15 protein-coding genes are annotated in these 18,721 nt (G+C 38.0%); 10 read left to right on the forward strand and 5 right to left on the reverse strand.

Annotation, left to right across the window (positions count from 1 at the left end; translation table 11 throughout):
• The first annotated feature begins 2 nt into the window (after positions 1-2).
• Together A3Q34_RS13200 and A3Q34_RS13205 are read left to right on the forward strand one after the other, a co-directional pair.
• Positions 3-6,104: a response regulator gene (locus A3Q34_RS13200; RefSeq protein WP_070375777.1), complete on the forward strand. Its 6,102-nt coding sequence runs from the start codon at positions 3-5 to the stop codon at positions 6,102-6,104.
• Between the two features lie 83 nt (positions 6,105-6,187).
• A complete protein-coding gene (locus tag A3Q34_RS13205; protein WP_070375778.1) occupies positions 6,188-7,099 on the forward strand; it encodes a GGDEF domain-containing response regulator in 912 nt (303 codons plus the stop codon).
• A gap of 305 nt (positions 7,100-7,404) precedes the next feature.
• Here A3Q34_RS13205 and A3Q34_RS13210 read toward each other — a convergent pair whose 3' ends face one another.
• The 3 genes from A3Q34_RS13210 to A3Q34_RS13220 all read right to left on the reverse strand — a co-directional run bounded on the left by A3Q34_RS13210 (position 7,405) and on the right by A3Q34_RS13220 (position 10,483).
• Positions 7,405-8,454, reverse strand: coding sequence for a trypsin-like peptidase domain-containing protein (locus A3Q34_RS13210; protein WP_231907357.1), 1,050 nt, complete (start codon positions 8,452-8,454; stop codon positions 7,405-7,407).
• A 126-nt stretch (positions 8,455-8,580) separates the two neighbouring features.
• The gene (locus A3Q34_RS13215; RefSeq protein ID WP_070375780.1) at positions 8,581-9,936 is read right to left on the reverse strand and encodes a Do family serine endopeptidase; all 1,356 of its coding nucleotides are present in this window, start codon (positions 9,934-9,936) and stop codon (positions 8,581-8,583) included.
• A gap of 91 nt (positions 9,937-10,027) precedes the next feature.
• Complete coding sequence (locus tag A3Q34_RS13220) at positions 10,028-10,483, reverse strand: YhcB family protein (protein ID WP_070375781.1); 456 nt, start codon at positions 10,481-10,483, stop codon at positions 10,028-10,030.
• A 176-nt stretch (positions 10,484-10,659) separates the two neighbouring features.
• Between A3Q34_RS13220 and zapE the strand changes: the two genes are divergently transcribed.
• From zapE to A3Q34_RS13260, 8 genes are all read left to right on the forward strand, one after another.
• The gene (gene zapE / locus A3Q34_RS13225) at positions 10,660-11,775 is read left to right on the forward strand and encodes a cell division protein ZapE (protein WP_070375782.1); all 1,116 of its coding nucleotides are present in this window, start codon (positions 10,660-10,662) and stop codon (positions 11,773-11,775) included.
• Between the two features lie 446 nt (positions 11,776-12,221).
• Positions 12,222-12,650, forward strand: a complete 429-nt coding sequence (gene rplM / locus A3Q34_RS13230; protein WP_070375783.1) for a 50S ribosomal protein L13 — start codon at positions 12,222-12,224, stop codon at positions 12,648-12,650.
• A 3-nt stretch (positions 12,651-12,653) separates the two neighbouring features.
• Positions 12,654-13,046: a 30S ribosomal protein S9 gene (rpsI, locus tag A3Q34_RS13235; protein ID WP_070375784.1), complete on the forward strand. Its 393-nt coding sequence runs from the start codon at positions 12,654-12,656 to the stop codon at positions 13,044-13,046.
• Between the two features lie 566 nt (positions 13,047-13,612).
• Entirely contained in the window at positions 13,613-14,203 is a 591-nt protein-coding gene (petA, locus tag A3Q34_RS13240) for a ubiquinol-cytochrome c reductase iron-sulfur subunit (protein ID WP_070375785.1), read from the forward strand.
• On the forward strand, positions 14,203-15,468 hold the full coding sequence (locus A3Q34_RS13245) for a cytochrome b (RefSeq protein ID WP_070375786.1): 1,266 nt from the start codon (positions 14,203-14,205) through the stop codon (positions 15,466-15,468). The genes petA and A3Q34_RS13245 overlap by 1 nt, the downstream gene beginning before the upstream one ends.
• Positions 15,468-16,181 (forward strand): cytochrome c1, encoded by a 714-nt coding sequence (locus A3Q34_RS13250; RefSeq protein ID WP_070375787.1) that lies wholly within the window; start codon positions 15,468-15,470, stop codon positions 16,179-16,181. The genes A3Q34_RS13245 and A3Q34_RS13250 overlap by 1 nt, the downstream gene beginning before the upstream one ends.
• An 85-nt stretch (positions 16,182-16,266) precedes the next feature.
• Positions 16,267-16,905, forward strand: a complete 639-nt coding sequence (gene sspA, locus A3Q34_RS13255) for a stringent starvation protein SspA (protein ID WP_070375788.1) — start codon at positions 16,267-16,269, stop codon at positions 16,903-16,905.
• Positions 16,906-16,907: 2 nt separating this feature from the next.
• The gene (locus A3Q34_RS13260; protein ID WP_331710910.1) at positions 16,908-17,375 is read left to right on the forward strand and encodes a ClpXP protease specificity-enhancing factor; all 468 of its coding nucleotides are present in this window, start codon (positions 16,908-16,910) and stop codon (positions 17,373-17,375) included.
• Positions 17,376-17,538: 163 nt separating this feature from the next.
• On the opposite strand, the gene dolP is transcribed toward A3Q34_RS13260, so the two are convergent.
• Positions 17,539-18,105 (reverse strand): division/outer membrane stress-associated lipid-binding lipoprotein, encoded by a 567-nt coding sequence (gene dolP / locus A3Q34_RS13265; protein ID WP_070377162.1) that lies wholly within the window; start codon positions 18,103-18,105, stop codon positions 17,539-17,541.
• Positions 18,106-18,109: 4 nt separating this feature from the next.
• Positions 18,110-18,700: a phosphoheptose isomerase gene (locus A3Q34_RS13270; RefSeq protein WP_070375790.1), complete on the reverse strand. Its 591-nt coding sequence runs from the start codon at positions 18,698-18,700 to the stop codon at positions 18,110-18,112.
• Between the last annotated feature and the right edge of the window lie 21 nt (positions 18,701-18,721).

An 18,721-nucleotide genomic window follows, 5' to 3' on the forward strand; every position in this document is an offset into this window, starting at 1 on the left:
AAATGCGCGGCTTAATTCAATTATTTTCCCTCATCATATTATGTGCTACGTCGCTACACAGCTATGCAGAAAACTCGCAGTATAGTTTTGATCACTTCTCTCGTGACCAAGGGTTATCACAAGCATCAGTACAAGCTCTATATCACGATAAACAAGGCTTTATTTGGGCTGGAACTACTGATGGTCTTAATCGCTTTGACGGTTATCAATTTACAGTGTACCGCAGCAATAGCGATAAATTTGATAGTTTATCTAATAATAATGTGTTGTCGATTACCCAAGACAGCAATGAAAATTTATGGTTTGGAACAGTAAGCGGCTTAAATAGGTTTAATAAAAGTACGGAGTCATTTACTACATTTCTACATGACAACAAGCAAAATAATAGTTTGAGTAACAATATGGTTCAAACATTGACTGCTGATAAGTTTGGTAGCGTATGGGTTGGCACCAAAAATGGATTAAATAAATTTAATGGCGAAAGCTTTACTCTATTCTCCCACCAGAGTGAAGAAAATAATGCCTTACGAAACAATATTCTAGCTATTCTAGAAGATAGCAACAATGATTTATGGCTGGGTACGCAAGGTGGACTTAGTTTTTTTGATGTGAAAGCTAAGACGCTGAACGCTGTGAAAGTAGATCTTAAAGAGCAAAGTATCACCAGCCTTTTAGAATATGACGATAATACATTATGGTTGGGTACTGAAAATGGTTTGTATTTATACCACAAGAAAAACGGTTTGCTTAGTGATCACAAAACATTAATTAATCAACTTGCTAGTAGCCATATTACCTCATTTTTACTACGGAATAATAATGACTTATGGATAACGACTAGGAATAAGGGGATTTATCGTTATAACCTCATCAGCAAAAGTATTGAGCATCTGCAATCAGACAAGAAAAAACCTGATAGCCTAATCGACAATGATATCAGGGCCATTATTAATGATAATGCAAATAACTTATGGATAGGTACATATATTAATGGTATTGATAAATATGACGTATCTAGAGAACAATTTAACCATAAAGTACAAGATGTAACAAAAAAAAATCACTTGCAAGGCAGTGCTTTTTTTCACTTCTTGGAACACTCTACCGATAAATTATTAATTTCAACGTATCAATCAGGGTTAAATGAATATGACAAAACGACTGGCCAATATCATCAATATTTACATGATCCAACCAATAATAATAGCATAGGAGCGAATGCGGTTACTTGGTTAATCAATGATGAAAAACAAGGTGTTTGGGTGGGTACCGTTGGTGGTGGTTTAAATCTTTTTGATGTTAAAACAAAAGTTTTTACCCGCTTTATACATAACCCTGATGATCCAAACAGTATTAGCCATAATAATATATTACCTATTTTTCAAGAAAATGAGCATACGTTATGGATAGGTACTTGGGGCGGCGGCCTCAATAAATTTGATACGCGCACTAAAAAGTTTACTCGCTTTATGCACGATCCTAACAATATAAATTCTTTGTCAGGTAATAATATATGGGCGATACATAAAGACGATAAAGGCTTTCTTTGGCTCGGCACTATGTTTAGTGGCTTGAATAAGTTTGACCCTAAAACGAATACTTTTACGCACTTTAAGCATGACCCAAAAAATGACAATACCCTTAGTGATCAATTTGTTGATGCAATTCATCAAACGAGCGACGGTATTTTATGGTTGGGGACTTCAAATGGTTTAAATAAATTTGACCCATTAACAGAAAATTTCACCCATTATAAAGAAAAACATGGCCTTGCCAGTACTGCAATTTATGGCATCCTAGAAGATGAACAAGGTCACTTATGGTTGAGTACGACTAATGGCTTGTCACGCTTTAATCCAGAAACAGAAAATTTTAAAAACTATGATGTTACCGATGGACTTCAATCAAAGGAGTTTGCCACGCTTTCATATTACAAAAGCAAATCGGGTGAGTTTTTCTTTGGTGGCGTCAATGGTTATAACCATTTTTATCCACAAGATATTAAAGACGACACCAGGTTACCAAACATTGTTCTAACCAATTTTTTGGTACATAACGAAACGGTTAAAGTGGGCTTATATGAAGAAAGTGGCAATAAAAATGATCAGCCATTTATGCTTGATGCTGTCATCAATGAATTAACACAACTAACGTTAACTCACCTTGAAAAACTGATCACTTTTGAATTTTCAGCTCTCCACTTTTCTGAGCCGATGAGTAATAAATATGCTTACACACTTGAAGGTTTTGATGAGAAATGGGTTTATACCGATGCAAAAAACCGTCGTGCTACTTACACCAATCTACCGGCAGGTGATTATGTATTTCGAGTAAAAGCCAGTAATGGCGACGGCTATTGGAATGAACAAGGAAAGTCGTTAAACGTTACAGTATTACCAGCACCCTGGCTTTCTTGGTGGGCGTTCAGCCTTTATTTTATTATCGTTGTTGGCTTATTAGTCGCTTTTAATTATCGTTTGAATTATCAACGCTTAAAAGAACAGGCTATTAATATTCATTTAACCCGTGTTGATAAATTAAAAGATGAATTTCTAGCGAATACTTCTCATGAGTTGCGCACTCCTTTAAACGGTATTATTGGTTTAGCCGAGTCATTAATTGACGGCGTTGCTGGGCAATTGCCGGAAAAAGCGAATCATGACTTATCTATGGTGGTGGCGAGTGGTCGACGGTTATCAAACTTAGTGAATGATATCTTAGATTTTTCAAAATTAAAAAATCATGGTTTACAAATATACACCTCTGCAATTGATATTAACAGTATGGTTGATGTGGTCTTTACTTTATCTCGAGCTACATTAAAAACAAAAAACATCAAACTAATTAATAATATTGCTAAAGATTTCCCTGCGGTCAAAGCTGATGAGGACCGTTTGCAGCAAATTCTTTTTAATTTAGTCGGCAATGCCATTAAGTTTACCCCATCAGGTACCGTGACTATTTCTGCGCAATTAGTGGGCAATAGCCATACCGATGAACAGCAATTTGTTTGTATTGATATTAGTGATACTGGGATTGGTATTGCAACAGAAAATTTGGCGACTATTTTTAAATCATTTGAACAAGTTACCGGTAACGAGACACGTTCTGCAAATGGCACAGGTTTAGGCTTAGCGGTTTCTAAACAGCTTGTTGAGTTACATGGCGGTACTATAACGGTAAGCTCGACACAGAATAAAGGCAGCATATTTAGTTTTACGCTTCCAATTTACGATATAAGTGATAGTGAATTAAGTGAACTTATCGCCGTGGGTGATGCAAACCATGAGCAAACTAAGCAGCAGTTATCACGGTTACAGGCCTTAGATGACACGATTGACTACTTTCCTGTTGAGACTTTATCATCAAAAGAGAACACGACTAATAAAGAGAATAATGATTTTCGAGTATTAATCGTTGATGACGATCCGATTAACCGTCAAGTGTTAAATAATTATTTATTGCCGCTGAATTATCAGCTTTTTCAAGCTCACGGTGGTCAGCAAGCTTTAGCACTTATTGAACAAGCGAGTGAAGGCTTGTTGGCAGGGGAGCGTCCGTTTGATTTAATTTTACTTGATATTATGATGCCAAAAGTTTCAGGTTATGAAGTCTGTCGAAAACTTCGAGAAAAATATTCAGTTAATGAATTACCAGTGATCTTTTTAACGGCTAAAAACCAAGTCGTTGACTTAGTTGAAAGTTTTTCTGCTGGCGGTAATGATTATTTAACTAAACCCATTTCAAAATACGAACTATTATCGCGTGTTGAAACGCATTTAACCTTGCTCGATATTAACCGAAGTTTAGAAACGAAAGTCGCTGAGCGTACCGTCGAACTCGAATATGCGATGCAAGCAAAAGGTGAATTTTTGGCAAAAATGAGTCATGAAATTCGCACACCGATGAATGCTATTATTGGTTTAGGTTATTTAACTCTGAAAACTGATTTAAATCCCCATCAAAAAGACTTAATTAGCAAAACTCAAGACGCTTCTCAAGCGCTTTTAGGGCTAATTAACGATATTCTAGACTTCTCCAAAATTGAAGCCGGTAAAATGTCAGTAGAGTCGGTGACAATGAATATGGGGGGCTTAATTAAGAAAACCAATAATATTTGTGCGTTGCGTGCTCATGCTAAAGATTTAGAGCTTATTGTTAAAGTACATAGTAATGTGCCGAAGCATATCAAGTCTGATCCGGTGCGCCTGCAGCAAATTTTAGTGAACTTAGTGAGTAATGCCATTAAGTTTACCGAACAAGGACATATCCTTATTGAAGTCGGTCTGGCTAAACAGTCATTAATGGCTGATGACAGTAATCAGCTAACGCTTGAATTTAGTGTGAGTGATACGGGTATCGGTCTCGAACAATCAACAATGAATAACCTCTTTCAGTCGTTCACCCAAGCCGACAGTTCAATTACCCGAAAATTTGGTGGCACAGGTTTAGGCTTATCCATTTGTAAAGAGCTAAGTGGTTTGATGGGCGGTGAAATTTGGGTTGAGAGTACGTTAGGAGAAGGCAGTAAATTTAGCTTTAATATTGTCTGTGAAAAAAGCGATTTACCGGGCAATGAGCTGATAAATATTGACGCTATTAAAGGACTTAATATTTTAGTGGTGGATGATAATGAGCTTTGCTTGAATGTTATTACTGAGTTGTTACAAGAGTTTCATTGTCAAATTACCGCCGTAGCCAGCGCAGAAACAGCATTAGCATTGTTAGCAACAGCAAAAAGTAATAATAAATCTTATGATGTGGTTATTACTGATTGGCGTATGCCTAAAATGGACGGTATTGCTTTTGCTAAAGCGATACAAGATGATAAAAATCAATATAACGTTCGAGCAGTGTTAATGGTAACGGCATTTGATAAAAGTGATGCCATGCCGTTAGCACATTCATCGGGTATTGATGGCTTCTTAGAGAAACCTGTTAATGCCAGCTTGCTATTAGAGGCGATGATGGACGTATTAAAAATCTCCCCTGATGAAGATTTTTACAGTATAAAAAATGCAAGTTTAATGGACTTTTCAACAACCGACATATTATTGGTTGAAGATAATGAGTTAAACCAACAGGTCGTCTTAGGGTTTTTAGAAGATACCCAGGCGAATGTTGATGTTGCAGAAAATGGCCTTATCGCCTTAGATAAATTAGCCAATAAAAGCTATGACTTAGTTTTGATGGACATTCAAATGCCTGAAATGGATGGGGTAACGGCCACACAAGAAATTAGAAAACAAGCCCAATTTGAAAAACTGCCTATTATCGCTATGACAGCTCACGCGATGCCAGATGAACTCAATAAATGTTTGGCAGCTGGTATGAATGAATATTTTACTAAACCGATTGACCCTAACGCGTTATTTAGTTTAATGGCAAAATACTTGAGTGATAAAATTAATGCCGTGGTAAACAAATCTGTCGATATTAAAGAAAAAAATCTTGATGTTACTGAGTTAATTTCGGATAACTCCGAAAAAACGTTAATGGATCGCATTGCACAACTGAGTTGTTTAAACAGTAAAAAAGCCTTGCTGGCGATGGGTGGCAGACAGCACATTTATCAAAAACTCGTTATCAACTTTCATAAAAGTACCCTAAAAATCCCCCAAAAAATGGAGCAAGCTTACCAAGATAAAGATGTTGAAAGTCTATATCGAATGGTTCATTCTTTGAAATCGAATGCCGCTTATATTGGTGCCACCTGTTTAGCTGAGTTATCAGCAGAGCTAGAAGGAAAAATAAAAGAGCAACCTGAGCACTGTTTATCACTCATGAGACAACTAATAACAGAACACCAGACGATATTATCAGCCTTAGCGACCTTGACTAGTAGCAATACAGATTCGTTATTAACTGATGAGCCTAAAAAGGCCATTAACAAAGAGCTACTACTCGTACTGTTAAATTCTATTGTCGACTTACTTAAGAAAGAAGATGCGGAAGTCGAAGACTTATTACCGCAGTTACTCGAATATACCCGAGGAAGTGACCTCGTTGAACTTGTTGATAATATTGTCGAATTAGTTGAAGATGTCGAATACGCTAGCGCATTAAACCGTATCGGAGCATTAAGGAATAAACTTGTCTATTAATCGGCTCAAGGGCAAGTGAGTATGAGTGGGTCAAGTTTGGCTTGATTATTATCTGTTTTAAAAGAAAAAGTTGATAGCGGAAAATGAAAACTTTAGAGCAAATCATTTTAATTGTTGATGACGATAAAGCAAACCGTAAAATGCTAAAAGAGTTGTTGCAGGAACAAGCAAAAATTATTTTTGCGAAAAATGGTAAACAAGCCAGAGAACTTGCTAGAAAACATCTTCCTGATCTTATCTTATTAGATGTGATTATGCCTGATATTTCTGGTTTTGAGGTCATCGATTCTTTGAAAAATGACCCTGAAACAATGAATGTTTCGGTCATTTTTATCACAGGTTTAGCTAATGATGATGACGAAGAGCGTGGTTTTAATTTAGGTGGCTGTGATTATATCTATAAGCCCTTTAAACCCAACATTGTTATTGCTCGCGTGATGATGCATTTAGAATTAATTCGCCAACGTAAAATGTTAGATGAAATTGCTCATATTGACGCCTTAACTGGGGTTAATAACCGGCGTAAGATGGATCTTGTTTTAAAAGATGAAGTTGCAGCAAATAAATATGAGCATACCAATCTACTCGTGGCAATTCTCGATATAGATTACTTTAAACAATATAATGATGGCTACGGTCATGGCGCTGGCGATGTTGCTTTAAGGCAAGTCGGACAGGCGCTTCGTGAGATCTGTGTACGACCACGAGACTTTATCGCACGCTATGGTGGTGAAGAATTTGTTATTATCTTACCTGATTGTGATAAAGCGGGCGCTGAAATTATGCTCAGTAATATTGCTCAAGCGATCAAAGATAAAAAAATTAAACATCAGTATTCTAGTGTGTCGCCACAATTAACCGTCAGTGTTGGTGCTGTGGTGGTTAAGTCATCTCAGTCTGTTGTTGTCGCTAATGTTATGCAAAAAGCGGACAGTTTACTCTATCAGGCGAAAAACAATGGCCGTAATCAATACTGTCTTGCTGAACTGAACTAGGCAAACTCTTTATCAACAGCGCCAGATGTTTGTTAACTTTCGGCGCAAGAAATAAAACACCCATGGCGTTATAATTTAATCACTTTCTGCTGAGCTGAACGAACTTGGCAAACTGTTTATCAATAGCACCAGATGTTTGTTAACTTTTCGCGAAAGAAATAAAATACATTTGGCGTTATAATTTAATCACTGTCTTGTTGAACTGAACTGAACGAGCTAGGCAACTGTTTATCAACAGCGCCAGATCTTTGTTAACTTTTCGCGCAAGAAATAAAACACATTCGGCATTATCATTTATTTAAGGGCTAATTTTTTGTCTTTTCAGAAATAGTGACAGATACTTCTATTAACTGTTTCTTTCGTATTAATTTAAAAGGTAATACGCTGCCAGGTTGAGTTTCAGCCACAATATCTTGTGCTTGTATAAATGAACTAATGGCGACATTATTAATCTGATAAACGATATCACCCGGTTGTAAGCCAGCTCTAAAGGCAGGGCTGTTCTTTTCAACGCCAGCAATAGTAAAACCTTTAAAGTTGTTTGGTAGCGAGTTGATACTTACGCCTAAGTAGCCACGTATTACCCGACCATTAGCAATTATTTTTCGCATCACTTTATGGGCGAGTGAATAAGGAACGGCAAAAAATATTCCCTGAATATTCCTTTCCGTATCAATGAACTTTCTTGAGTTAATACCTACCAACTCGCCATTAGTATTAATAAGCGCGCCGCCGGAATTACCATCATTGATGGCCGCGTCCATTTGTAATAATTCTAAATAATTAATGACACTTAAACCGCTACGACCTGTGGCACTAATCACGCCCTGAGTCACTGTTTGTCCTAAATTTAGTGGATTACCTATCGCTAAAACAACATCACCAGCAAGTGATTGTAAATCAGCTCTTTGTGGAATAACCGGTAGGTTAGCCGTGTCTACTTTAAGAACGGCTAAATCAGTATAAGTATCATAACCAATAAGTTCTGCAGAAAAACGTTGGCCATTTTGCAGATCAACATTAATTAAATCAGCATTTTGTACGACGTGAAAATTGGTTAATATATAGCCGTTAGAATCCATGATAACGCCAGAACCTAAGCGGGTAGACCTTCTTGCTTTTGCACCATAGACAGGGCTAGTGCTTATATCTTCTGAATAGATGTTAACAACTGCAGGACTGGCAGTGCTTACTGCTTTTGCATAAGATAATGGTTGTTGCTGTGGTTGATTGTTTTGCAGTACTTGCAAAGTGTTGTTACGTAATTCTGGCACTAACAGAAGTAAAGTGACAGCTATCATCACGCCATAACTGGCTGGACGAACAATGTATTTTATTAGGTTTATTATGTTCAAAATTAATTTTTATGATGAGTGTTTAATATCGCTAGCATAGCATAGGTCTGCTTTAATCTTATAGTTTGAAAAATAAAAAAGGCTCATAAAGAGCCTTTAGATAAGTCTAATATCACCCCTGCGGCATTAGCGGATCATTAAGAACAATGTGCTATTACCTCTGACAATATTGAGCGCAAAAACCCCTTTGTTATCATTTAAGTAGCTGCGTAGTTCACCTATAGACTTTATACGTGTGCGGTTTATTCCACTGATCACGTCTCCTCTTTGTAAGCCAATAGCGGCGGCGGGACTTTCTTCTTCTACTGACTTAATATCAATACCTTGATCACTCGTACTATTTTGAAGTTCAGCGCCATCTAACATTCTGTGAATGCTTGCGGCCTCTACTTTTGCTGTTTCTTGTTTTTTAAGCGTAACGTCATAAGTCTTTTCTGAACCGTCTTTTTTGATGACTGTTAACTCAACAGACTTGCCTGCGCCAATCGAGCCAATCTTTCCTCGAATGGCAGCAAACGTTTTTACCACTTTTCCGTTTACTTTGGTAATTACATCACCAGACTCAATACCGGCATCGGCAGCAGCAGAATCAGCAATGACTTGCTCGATAAAGCCACCTTGGCTTGACTCGAGTTCTAGTGCCTTCGCGATTTCACCATTCACACTTCGGCCTAACACGCCAAGTACACCGCGGCGAACTTCGCCAAACTCAATTAATTGTTTAACAATGTTATCGACCATATTACTGGGTATGGCAAAGCCAATACCCACATTGCCACCATTAGGGCCTAATATCGCGGTATTAATGCCAACAAGTTTACCGTGTAAGTTAATGAGTGCTCCACCCGAATTACCGCTGTTAATGGCCGCATCAGTTTGAATAAAGTCTTCGTAATTCTGCGCGTTTAATCCGCTACGTCCTAAGGCACTTATAATACCTGAAGTGACGGTTTGACCTAAACCAAAAGGGCTACCAATGGCAACAGCAAAATCTCCAACTCGTATATTATCTGAGTCAGCTAACTTTACTTCAATTAAATCTTCAGCGTCTATTTGCAGTAAAGCGATATCACTACTGGCATCAGAACCAATTTTCTTGGCGGTGATTTGACGACCGTCTTTTAACGTTATTTGAATTTCATCAGCTTCATTGATGACATGATTATTAGTGACTATGTAGCCTTGTGCAGCATCAATAATCACCCCTGAGCCTAAACCTCGAAATTCACGTTTTCTTGCTTGGTTTTGTTGAGGATTTCCAAAGAAAAACTTTAAAGCATCGGGTACTTTAGATTTATCTTCGTGGGTACCGGTAACCGAAATTAGCACGACACCCGGAGTGACCTTCTCTAGCATCGGCGCTAAACTTGGTAACTGTTGGCCACTAACGGAAAAAGGTAAATTGGCTTGGACGGGCAAACTTGCCAAGGCAAGAGAGCCGGAAAGAAGAATACTTGTTGCTAAAACAGACAGTTTTTTCATAAAAGAGACAACCTTCTTATAAACATAAATGATTAATGTAATTTTATACTTAACTAAAGACCTATGCTGTGTGCGTTAGTTCCAAAGAACATCAGCCTACATTTGTAACACTTTGTTTCTTGTCGGCAAAAAGTCCACTCGCTTGACCTGAATAGTCAAGTGGTGGTTCTGTGCTTGTTTCTTCATTCTTACGTTCAGCTCGGCTATGACGTAATGACACTGTTTGTGCAAGTTGTTCTTGTGTTTCTTTCGAGAAAAAAGGCATGCCATCAACGTCTGAAGGTGTTGCTTGCTTTAATAATTGCGTACTTTTTTCCATTTGCAACATGGCTGTTTGGCAAGTGCTATTCATTTTGTCCAACAGTATTGTTGAATCATCTAAATGTTCTGCAACATCGAGTTTATATTGCGCTAAAGCGGCTTCACTATTACTAACGCGTTCACTAAGTTTCTGATTGTCCTGGACTGATGCAGATAAAAAACGACTAGCAACAAAACCTATTGCCGCACCAACTAATAAAAGAAAAATTGCTAAAACTATATCCATAGTGTCAAACCCTCGTTATATTCAATAAAATTAGTAAAAATATGGGAACTTATTTTGTATAATAGCGCTTCTGTTCGCGCTTACCTAATGAATATGATTGCGAATTTGTTAATTTCAAGAAAATATTCCATTAGTCCTGTAAAGACTTTGTGAAACAAAATATAAGTGGCCAATAAATGATCAAGCTTTCACCTCTAGATAAGTATAATGAAGATTTAACCCGTGATGATTTTTTACATGACGATGCGCAGGAAAATGCGGTAAAAAACTTACAGAGGCTCTATGAAGATCTTCAAAATAAACCCTTACCCGTTGAAGGATTTAAGAAAGTGCTTAATCGCTGGAAGCGCATTGTTGCTTCATCTGAAACCAAAACCATACAAGGACTTTATTTTTGGGGTGGCGTTGGTCGAGGGAAAACTTATTTAGTTGACACCTTTTATGATTGTTTGCCTTTTGAAAATAAAATGCGTGTTCACTTTCATCGCTTTATGCACCGTGTTCATCAAGAATTAAAAACATTAACCGGGCAAGCTGACCCATTGAAAATAATTGCCAAACGTTTTGCTGATGAAACCTGCATTATTTGTTTTGATGAATTTTTTGTTTCCGACATTACCGATGCAATGATCCTTGGCGCTTTGTTTGAAGAATTATTTGCACATAATGTTACTTTAGTGGCAACGTCAAATATTATACCTGACGGTCTGTACCGTAATGGTTTGCAACGCGAACGTTTTTTACCCGCCATTAAACTCATCAATAAACATTGTGATGTGGTAAATGTCGATAGCGGTATTGATTACCGTTTGCGAACCCTAGAGCAAGCCGAGATTTACCATGCTCCACTTGATGCAGAGGCAAGTGAAAACCTGACGCAATATTTTATTCAATTGTCGGTCAAACCAGGTAAAAAAGATGTTGAAGTTAAAATAAATAACCGCTCATTATCGACGATTGAAGAGTCGGACGGTATTGTGCACTTTGACTTTTCGGTGTTGTGTGAATCCGCGCGTAGCCAAACTGACTATATGGAAATAAGTCGTTTGTATCACACGGTATTATTAGCCAATGTCAAACAAATGAGTGTCGATCGTGAAGATGCGGCCCGTCGATTTATAGCCTTGGTTGATGAATTTTATGAGCGTAATGTAAAATTAATTATTTCTGCTGAAGTCGAAATGGAAAATTTATACAGCCACGGTGGTTTGGAATTTGAGTTCAAACGTTGTTTGAGTCGTTTACAAGAAATGCAGTCACATGATTATTTAGCAAGTAAGCACTTACCTTAGTGAGATAGTTTGCTCTACTTAAAGATAATTATAAAAATGCCGATTTAGCGATCGGCATTTTTTATGGCAACTTTACCCTTAGCTTTTCCAACCACAGCAAGCCAAAGTGTAAAATGTTATCAAAAATCGGTAGTCTCTCCTTAGACAATTGCGCTACTTGCTTAAATTACGGCGATTAAAAATGTGATTCATTACTAGCTAGCGATTGTATTCGTGATAAAAGTTTAAAAAAAGTGCAATTGATTGTGATTTATAGGTGATCTTAGTAGATAACTTCTGTATAATCCGCGCTCCCTGCGTTACAAATGCCTACTGTTTTTGACTTTTGTGAAAAGTAGTGGCGATGGACTCGATACTCGAAGGGGTAGAGCGTGGTCTTTTTAACCGGTGATGCTAATTCTTAGCATTCATCATTTAAAGTAACATAATAAATATTGGGTTTTTTAATGAAAACTTTTGTAGCAAAACCAGAAAGCGTACAACGCGAATGGTTCTTAGTGGACGCCGAAGATAAGACTTTAGGACGTATCGCTACTGAAATTGCAACCCGTTTACGCGGCAAGCATAAAGCAGAATATACTCCTCACGTAGATACTGGCGATTACATCGTTGTTATTAACGCTGAGAAAGTGAAAGTAACTGGTAATAAAGCGAAGGGTAAAATTTACTACTCGCATACAGAATTCCCAGGCGGTCTTAAGCAAATTAGTTTTGAAAAACTAATTGAAAAAGCTCCAGAGCGTGTTTTAGAATTCGCAGTTAAAGGTATGTTACCTAAAGGTCCTTTAGGTCGTGAAATGTTCCGTAAGCTTAAAGTTTACGCGGGCACTGAACATAAGCATACTGCACAACAACCACAACTTTTGGAGCTTTAAGCAATGGCTGATAATCAATATTACGGTACTGGTCGTCGCAAGAGCTCAACTGCTCGTGTGTTCATGAAAGCTGGTAACGGTGCAATTACAATTAACAAGCGTGACATTTCTGTATACTTTAGTCGTCCAACGGCTCGTATGGTTGTTCGTCAACCATTAGAATTAGTTGAAATGTTAGAAAAGTTTGACTTTAACATCACTGTTGTTGGTGGTGGTATTTCTGGTCAAGCTGGCGCAATTCGTCACGGTATTACTCGTGCATTAATGGAGTTCGATGAAACTTTACGTGGTTCTCTACGTGTAGCTGGTTTCGTAACTCGTGATGCTCGTAAAGTTGAACGTAAGAAAGTTGGTTTACACAAGGCTCGTAAAAAGCCACAATTTTCAAAACGTTAATATTTACCTTATACGTTTTCAAAAAACCGACTTTATGTCGGTTTTTTTATATCTGCTATTTAGAAAAATCAGCATCCGCAGTAAGAGTCAATTCGTGGGCTTTTTATTATAAAAGTGACCTTAGGTGATAATAAATAATACAGTGCGAGTTCCAACAAAATGGTAAACTTTCAAGGAACAGCAATAAAAATAATATGCGTGAAAATAGTCCTATTATTGAGCTGTTTACTGAACACTTTTGATGGTTAGCCATTACACTCAACTATATAAGCATTAAAATAATTTATCAGATAGCGAAAGAGAAACTATTCTTTTGTGCTTTTTTTGAATAATAATCTTTCGTATTTAGCTGTGTGTCTAAAGTGATAAAGTCAGTGAAATAAAGATATATAACTGATGTTTCGCTTATTTTTACTTGTAAAAAAGTGCTTATTTCTTTATTATCAGAAAAATTTTTTGTCGCAAGTTTGGGCAAACAATTGGAAAGTATTTCCTCTCGCAACTCGCTGCAGCTGTGAGAATAATAATTCGAATTTGTTTGAAACAATGTTATTTGGAGATTTTGAATGAGCAATGCGCCCGTGAATAACGGCCGTCGACGCTTTTTAACTGCTGCTACTTCGGTAGTAGGTGGTGTTGGTGTTGTCGGTTTGGCTGTGCCTTTCATTGGTTCTTGGAACCCTAGTGCTAGAGCGAAAGCTGCAGGTGCTCCGGTTGAAGTCAATGTTAGTAAAATAGAACCAGGTCAATTAATCCGCGCTGAATGGCGAGGAAAACCTGTGTATGTGGTCCGTAGAACTGAAGAAATATTATCAACTTTAGCGGCGCATGACGATCAATTGAAAGACCCAGGTTCAGAAGAGCCTCAACAACCTACTTATGCAGCCAATGCATATCGTTCAATAAAGCCTGAGTTTATGGTTGCTTTAGGCGTGTGTACTCACTTAGGTTGTGCTCCTACTCACCACCAAGGCGATTTTGAAGAGTTTGTTGAAGGTGTAAAAGACGGTTTCTTTTGTCCTTGTCACGGTTCTAAATTCGATATGGCTGGTCGTGTTTTTCAAAGCGTTCCTGCACCAACAAACTTGGTGGTTCCTGAGCATTCATTCCCAACAGCAGACACCTTATTAATTGGTGTTAGCGCAGGAGAAGCATAATGTTAGCTAATTTAATGGCGTGGATTGACAAACGTTTACCGTTAACCGACGCGGTAAACAAGCATGCTGGTCAATACCCTGCACCTAAAAACTTTAATTTTTGGTATGTCTTTGGTGTTTTAGCGAGTGTCGTACTCGTCAATCAATTGTTAACGGGTGTTTGGTTAACAATGAGTTATGAGCCATCAGGTGAAGGTGCGTTCGCTTCTGTAGAATACATCATGCGTGATGTTGATTACGGCTGGTTACTTCGCTATATGCATTCTACAGGCGCGTCAGCGTTCTTTGTTGTTGTTTATATGCATATGTTCCGTGGCATGATGTACGGTTCATACCAAAAGCCTCGTGAGTTACTTTGGATCTTCGGTATGTTGATCTTCTTAGTGCTTATGGCTGAAGCTTTCATGGGTTACTTATTACCTTGGGGTAATATGTCTTATTGGGGCGCGCAGGTTATTATTTCTCTGTTTGGTGCTATTCCAATTATAGGTGATGACTTAACTCTCTGGATACGTGGTGATTACGTTATATCAGGTGCTACCTTAAACCGTTTCTTTGCTTTACACGTTATTGCAATGCCACTGGTTTTAGTTGTATTAGTTTTCTTACATATTCTTGCACTTCATGAAGTGGGTTCGAACAATCCTGAAGGCACAGATATTAAAAAACCTAAAGGTAGTGTGCCATTAGAAGAGCAAAGTAAATTTACTTTTCATGAACAATATACTAAAAAATACGATATCGTCGATGCGATCCCGTTCCACCCTTACTACACAGTTAAAGATTTAGTGGCGATTGTTATCTTCTTAATCATTTTCTCTTGGGTAATGTTTTTCAACCCTGAAGGTGGTGGCTACTTTATGGAAGCGCCAAATTTTGAACCTGCAAATGGTTTGAAAACACCAGAACATATTGCACCGGTTTGGTATTTTGGTCCTTTCTATACCATTTTACGTGTTATCCCTGATAAGTTATTAGGGGCAGTTGGTATGTTTTCTGCGATCATTGTCTTATTCTTATTACCTTGGTTTGACCGTGGTACAGTGAAATCTATCAAATTCCGTTGTACTGCTCATACGGTTAACTTAGCGCAATTTGTTATTTGTTTTATTGCTTTGGGTATTTTAGGTACATTGCCATCAACACCGGTCTATAACTTAATTGGTACCATGGCTACGTTTGGTTATTTTGGTTTCTTTCTTGCCTTATGGGTATACAGTAAGAACGAAAAAACTAAGCCAGTTCCAGAGAGGGTTTCAGGATAATGAATAAATTTATTAGAGCTTTTACTTTTGGAATTTTTGCGCTAGTACCTATGCTCACACTTGCTGCTAGCAGCGGTGTTCATTTAGACAAAGCCGGTAATGATTTAAGTGACAAAGAGTCACTTAAACGTGGTTTTCAATCTTACATTAATTATTGTTTAGGTTGTCACCAGTTACAGTACCAAAGATACAATCGTACTTTTGAGGATTTAGGTATTAGTGAAGCCGATGGTATTGCTAATTATATGTATACGGGTGAAAAAGTCGGTGATCATATTACTAATACTATGCCAGCAAAAGATGCGGCTAAATGGTTTGGTAATACACCACCTGATTTAACGTTAATGGCGCGTTTAAAACCAGGGCCTGATTATATTTATACCTACTTACGTTCTTTCTACGTTGATCCTGAACGTCCCTTTGGCGTTAATAACACCGTATTAAAAAATGCGGGTATGCCACATGTTTTACAGGGTTTACAAGGTGTTCGTACGATGGACGAAAATGGTAATCTCAGTGAAGCAACGGGGGGTTCTATGACCGTTGAAGAGTACGATGCCTTTGCTCGTGATTTAGCCAATTTCTTAGAGTACACCGGTGAGCCAAGTAAGCTTAAGCGTGAAGCTATGGGATATTGGGTAATAGGTTTCTTATTTATTTTCCTTATTTTTGCTTACTTACTTAAAGTTGAATATTGGAAGGATGTACACTAACAATTATTGTTAATGTACAGCGTTTTATTTATGGGGGGCTTTGGCCCCCTTTGTTAGTTTTTTATTACAGATTTTTGGAGGCATTATGGCCGTAGCAGCAAACAAGCGTTCAGTGATGAATTTATATTCTCATGCTGATGATATGTATAGTCATCAAACACGCATCGTACTCGCTGAAAAAGGTGTTGGCGTTGATATCCACTTAGTTGATTTGGCTAACTTACCAGAAGATTTACTCGACTTAAATCCCTATGGCACAGTACCGACGTTAATTGATCGTGAATTAGCATTATACGAAGCATCAATTATTATTGAATACTTAGATGAGCGTTTTCCTCATCCACCATTAATGCCAGTTTATCCGGTATCACGTGGTCGTAGCCGTTTGATGATGCATCGTGTAGAACAAGATTGGTACAGTCTAGCAAAAATAATTATGAGTGGCCCAGCAGACGCTGCAAGCAAAGCTCGTCAAGAACTTAAAGAAAGCTTGTTAAGTGTAGCGCCAATTTTAAATGAAGCGCCTTACTTTATGAGTGAAGAATTCAGTTTAGTTGACTGTTACTTAGCACCACTATTATGGCGTTTACCTGCTTTAGGTATTGAACTTGATGGTGAAGGCTCTAAAGAATTTAAAGGTTACATGCTGAAGTTATTCGAACGTGAGTCATTTCAAGCATCGTTAACTGAAGAAGAACGTGAAATACGTTTAGGTATGTTTTAGCCTTGATATCTCCAGAGATGACCTCTAACAAGCCTTATATAGTGAGAGCTTTTTATCAGTGGATTTCTGATAACGACCTTACACCATATATTGCTGTAGATACGAGTGTCTATGGTGTGTTAGTTCCAACAGCTTATGTGACTGATGGGCAAATTGTGCTCAATGTTTCAATGTCAGCCGTTGGTTCTATTTCTCTTGCTGATCATGCCATTGAAGTAAGCGCACGTTTTGGCGGTAAGCTTGAACAACTTGTCGTGCCTTACGGTGCTATTAGTGCTATTTATGCAAAAGAAAATGGTGCAGGGACATCGCTTGCGATTGAACACCCTGAACCAGAACTTGATAAAGAAATAAGTCCAGTAAAGCCAGTAGGTTTATCTAGTGTCTCTTCAGATAAGAGCAGCACTTCAAAAACCAAGTCTGAAACGGGCTCAGCGAAAGGTAAGCCTAGCTTAAAAGTGATCAAGTAATTACTACAGGCACCATAACTGTTGTTGGTATATTAGCTGTTATGCTGAAATTGTTTTAAATTGATTTCAGTCGTCATTATGGCAAGCGGTAAATAATAAAAAAGCTTCACAAGTATTAACTTGAGAAGCTTTTTTTATGAGCGCTATGGTAAGTCACTTATCGTTAAATGTATTCAAATATTTTGAATACACGATTGACGCCGCTAACATTACGGGCTATCTCTACGGCTTCATTAGCTTGCGCTTGTGTTATTAAGCCCATTAAAAATACTTCGCCATTTTCAGTAACTACTTTAATATTAGTCGCATCGATGTTGTCACTGCCAAAAAGAGCCGCTTTAACCTTAGACGTTAACCAAACATCGTTACTTCTGGTCGTAATAGAAGTGGTATTACTGATACGAATTTGATTATGTAGCTGAACAACTTGTTTAACTTCATTAATCGACTTTATCGCCAGATCGCGTAAATAGGTATTGGGCACTTGCCCGATAACTAAGACACTACCGTTAACACTGATCACTTGAATATTAGTGTTGTCTGCGAGGGCTTGATGTTTGCCAAGCTTAGCATTCGCCTCAAATTCAATTTTTTGGTCGTCCAACTGTGTACCAATACTACGCTCATCGGTAGCAGCAGATGCTCCTCCGACAATAGTAACAACAGCAGCAGCAACGCACCCTTGCAAAAGTAAAATACTTGCTAGGGTTATTAATAATTTTTTTCGCATCATATTAATTGGCATCTTGAGGAAATAAAGTCGTGTCAATAATATCGCATAAGCAATGTATTACTACTAAATGTACTTCTTGAATTCTAGCCGTACGTGAAGAAGGTACCCGTATTTCGACATCGTTTTCGCCCAGTAAACCTGCAATATCGCCGCCATCACCGCCGGTTAATGCGATAATAGGAATATCGCGAGATACTGCTGCTTCAATCGCTTTTATGACATTACGAGAATTACCACTGGTTGAAATAGCGAGTAAAACGTCACCATTATTACCTAATGCTCGCACTTGTTTAGAAAATATTTCATCAAAGGAATAATCATTCCCGATAGAAGTAATCGTTGAAGTGTCGGTTGTTAAGGCTATTGCCGGCAAAGGTGGTCGTTCAGTTTCATAGCGGTTTAATAACTCGGCTGAAAAGTGCTGTGCATCACCCGCTGAACCGCCGTTACCACAGGCAAGTATTTTATTACCAGCCAATAAGCTTTGCACCATTATCATACCAGCATGCTCAATAGGGCCTGCTAGTAATTCACTGGCGGCAATTTTGGTTTGGATACTTTCGGTAAAGTTGCTTTTGATCCGTTCTAACATAAATGAAACTAGCTCCGTTTA

It is taken from the genome of Colwellia sp. PAMC 20917 (assembly GCF_001767295.1).
Lineage (GTDB): Bacteria > Pseudomonadota > Gammaproteobacteria > Enterobacterales > Alteromonadaceae > Colwellia_A.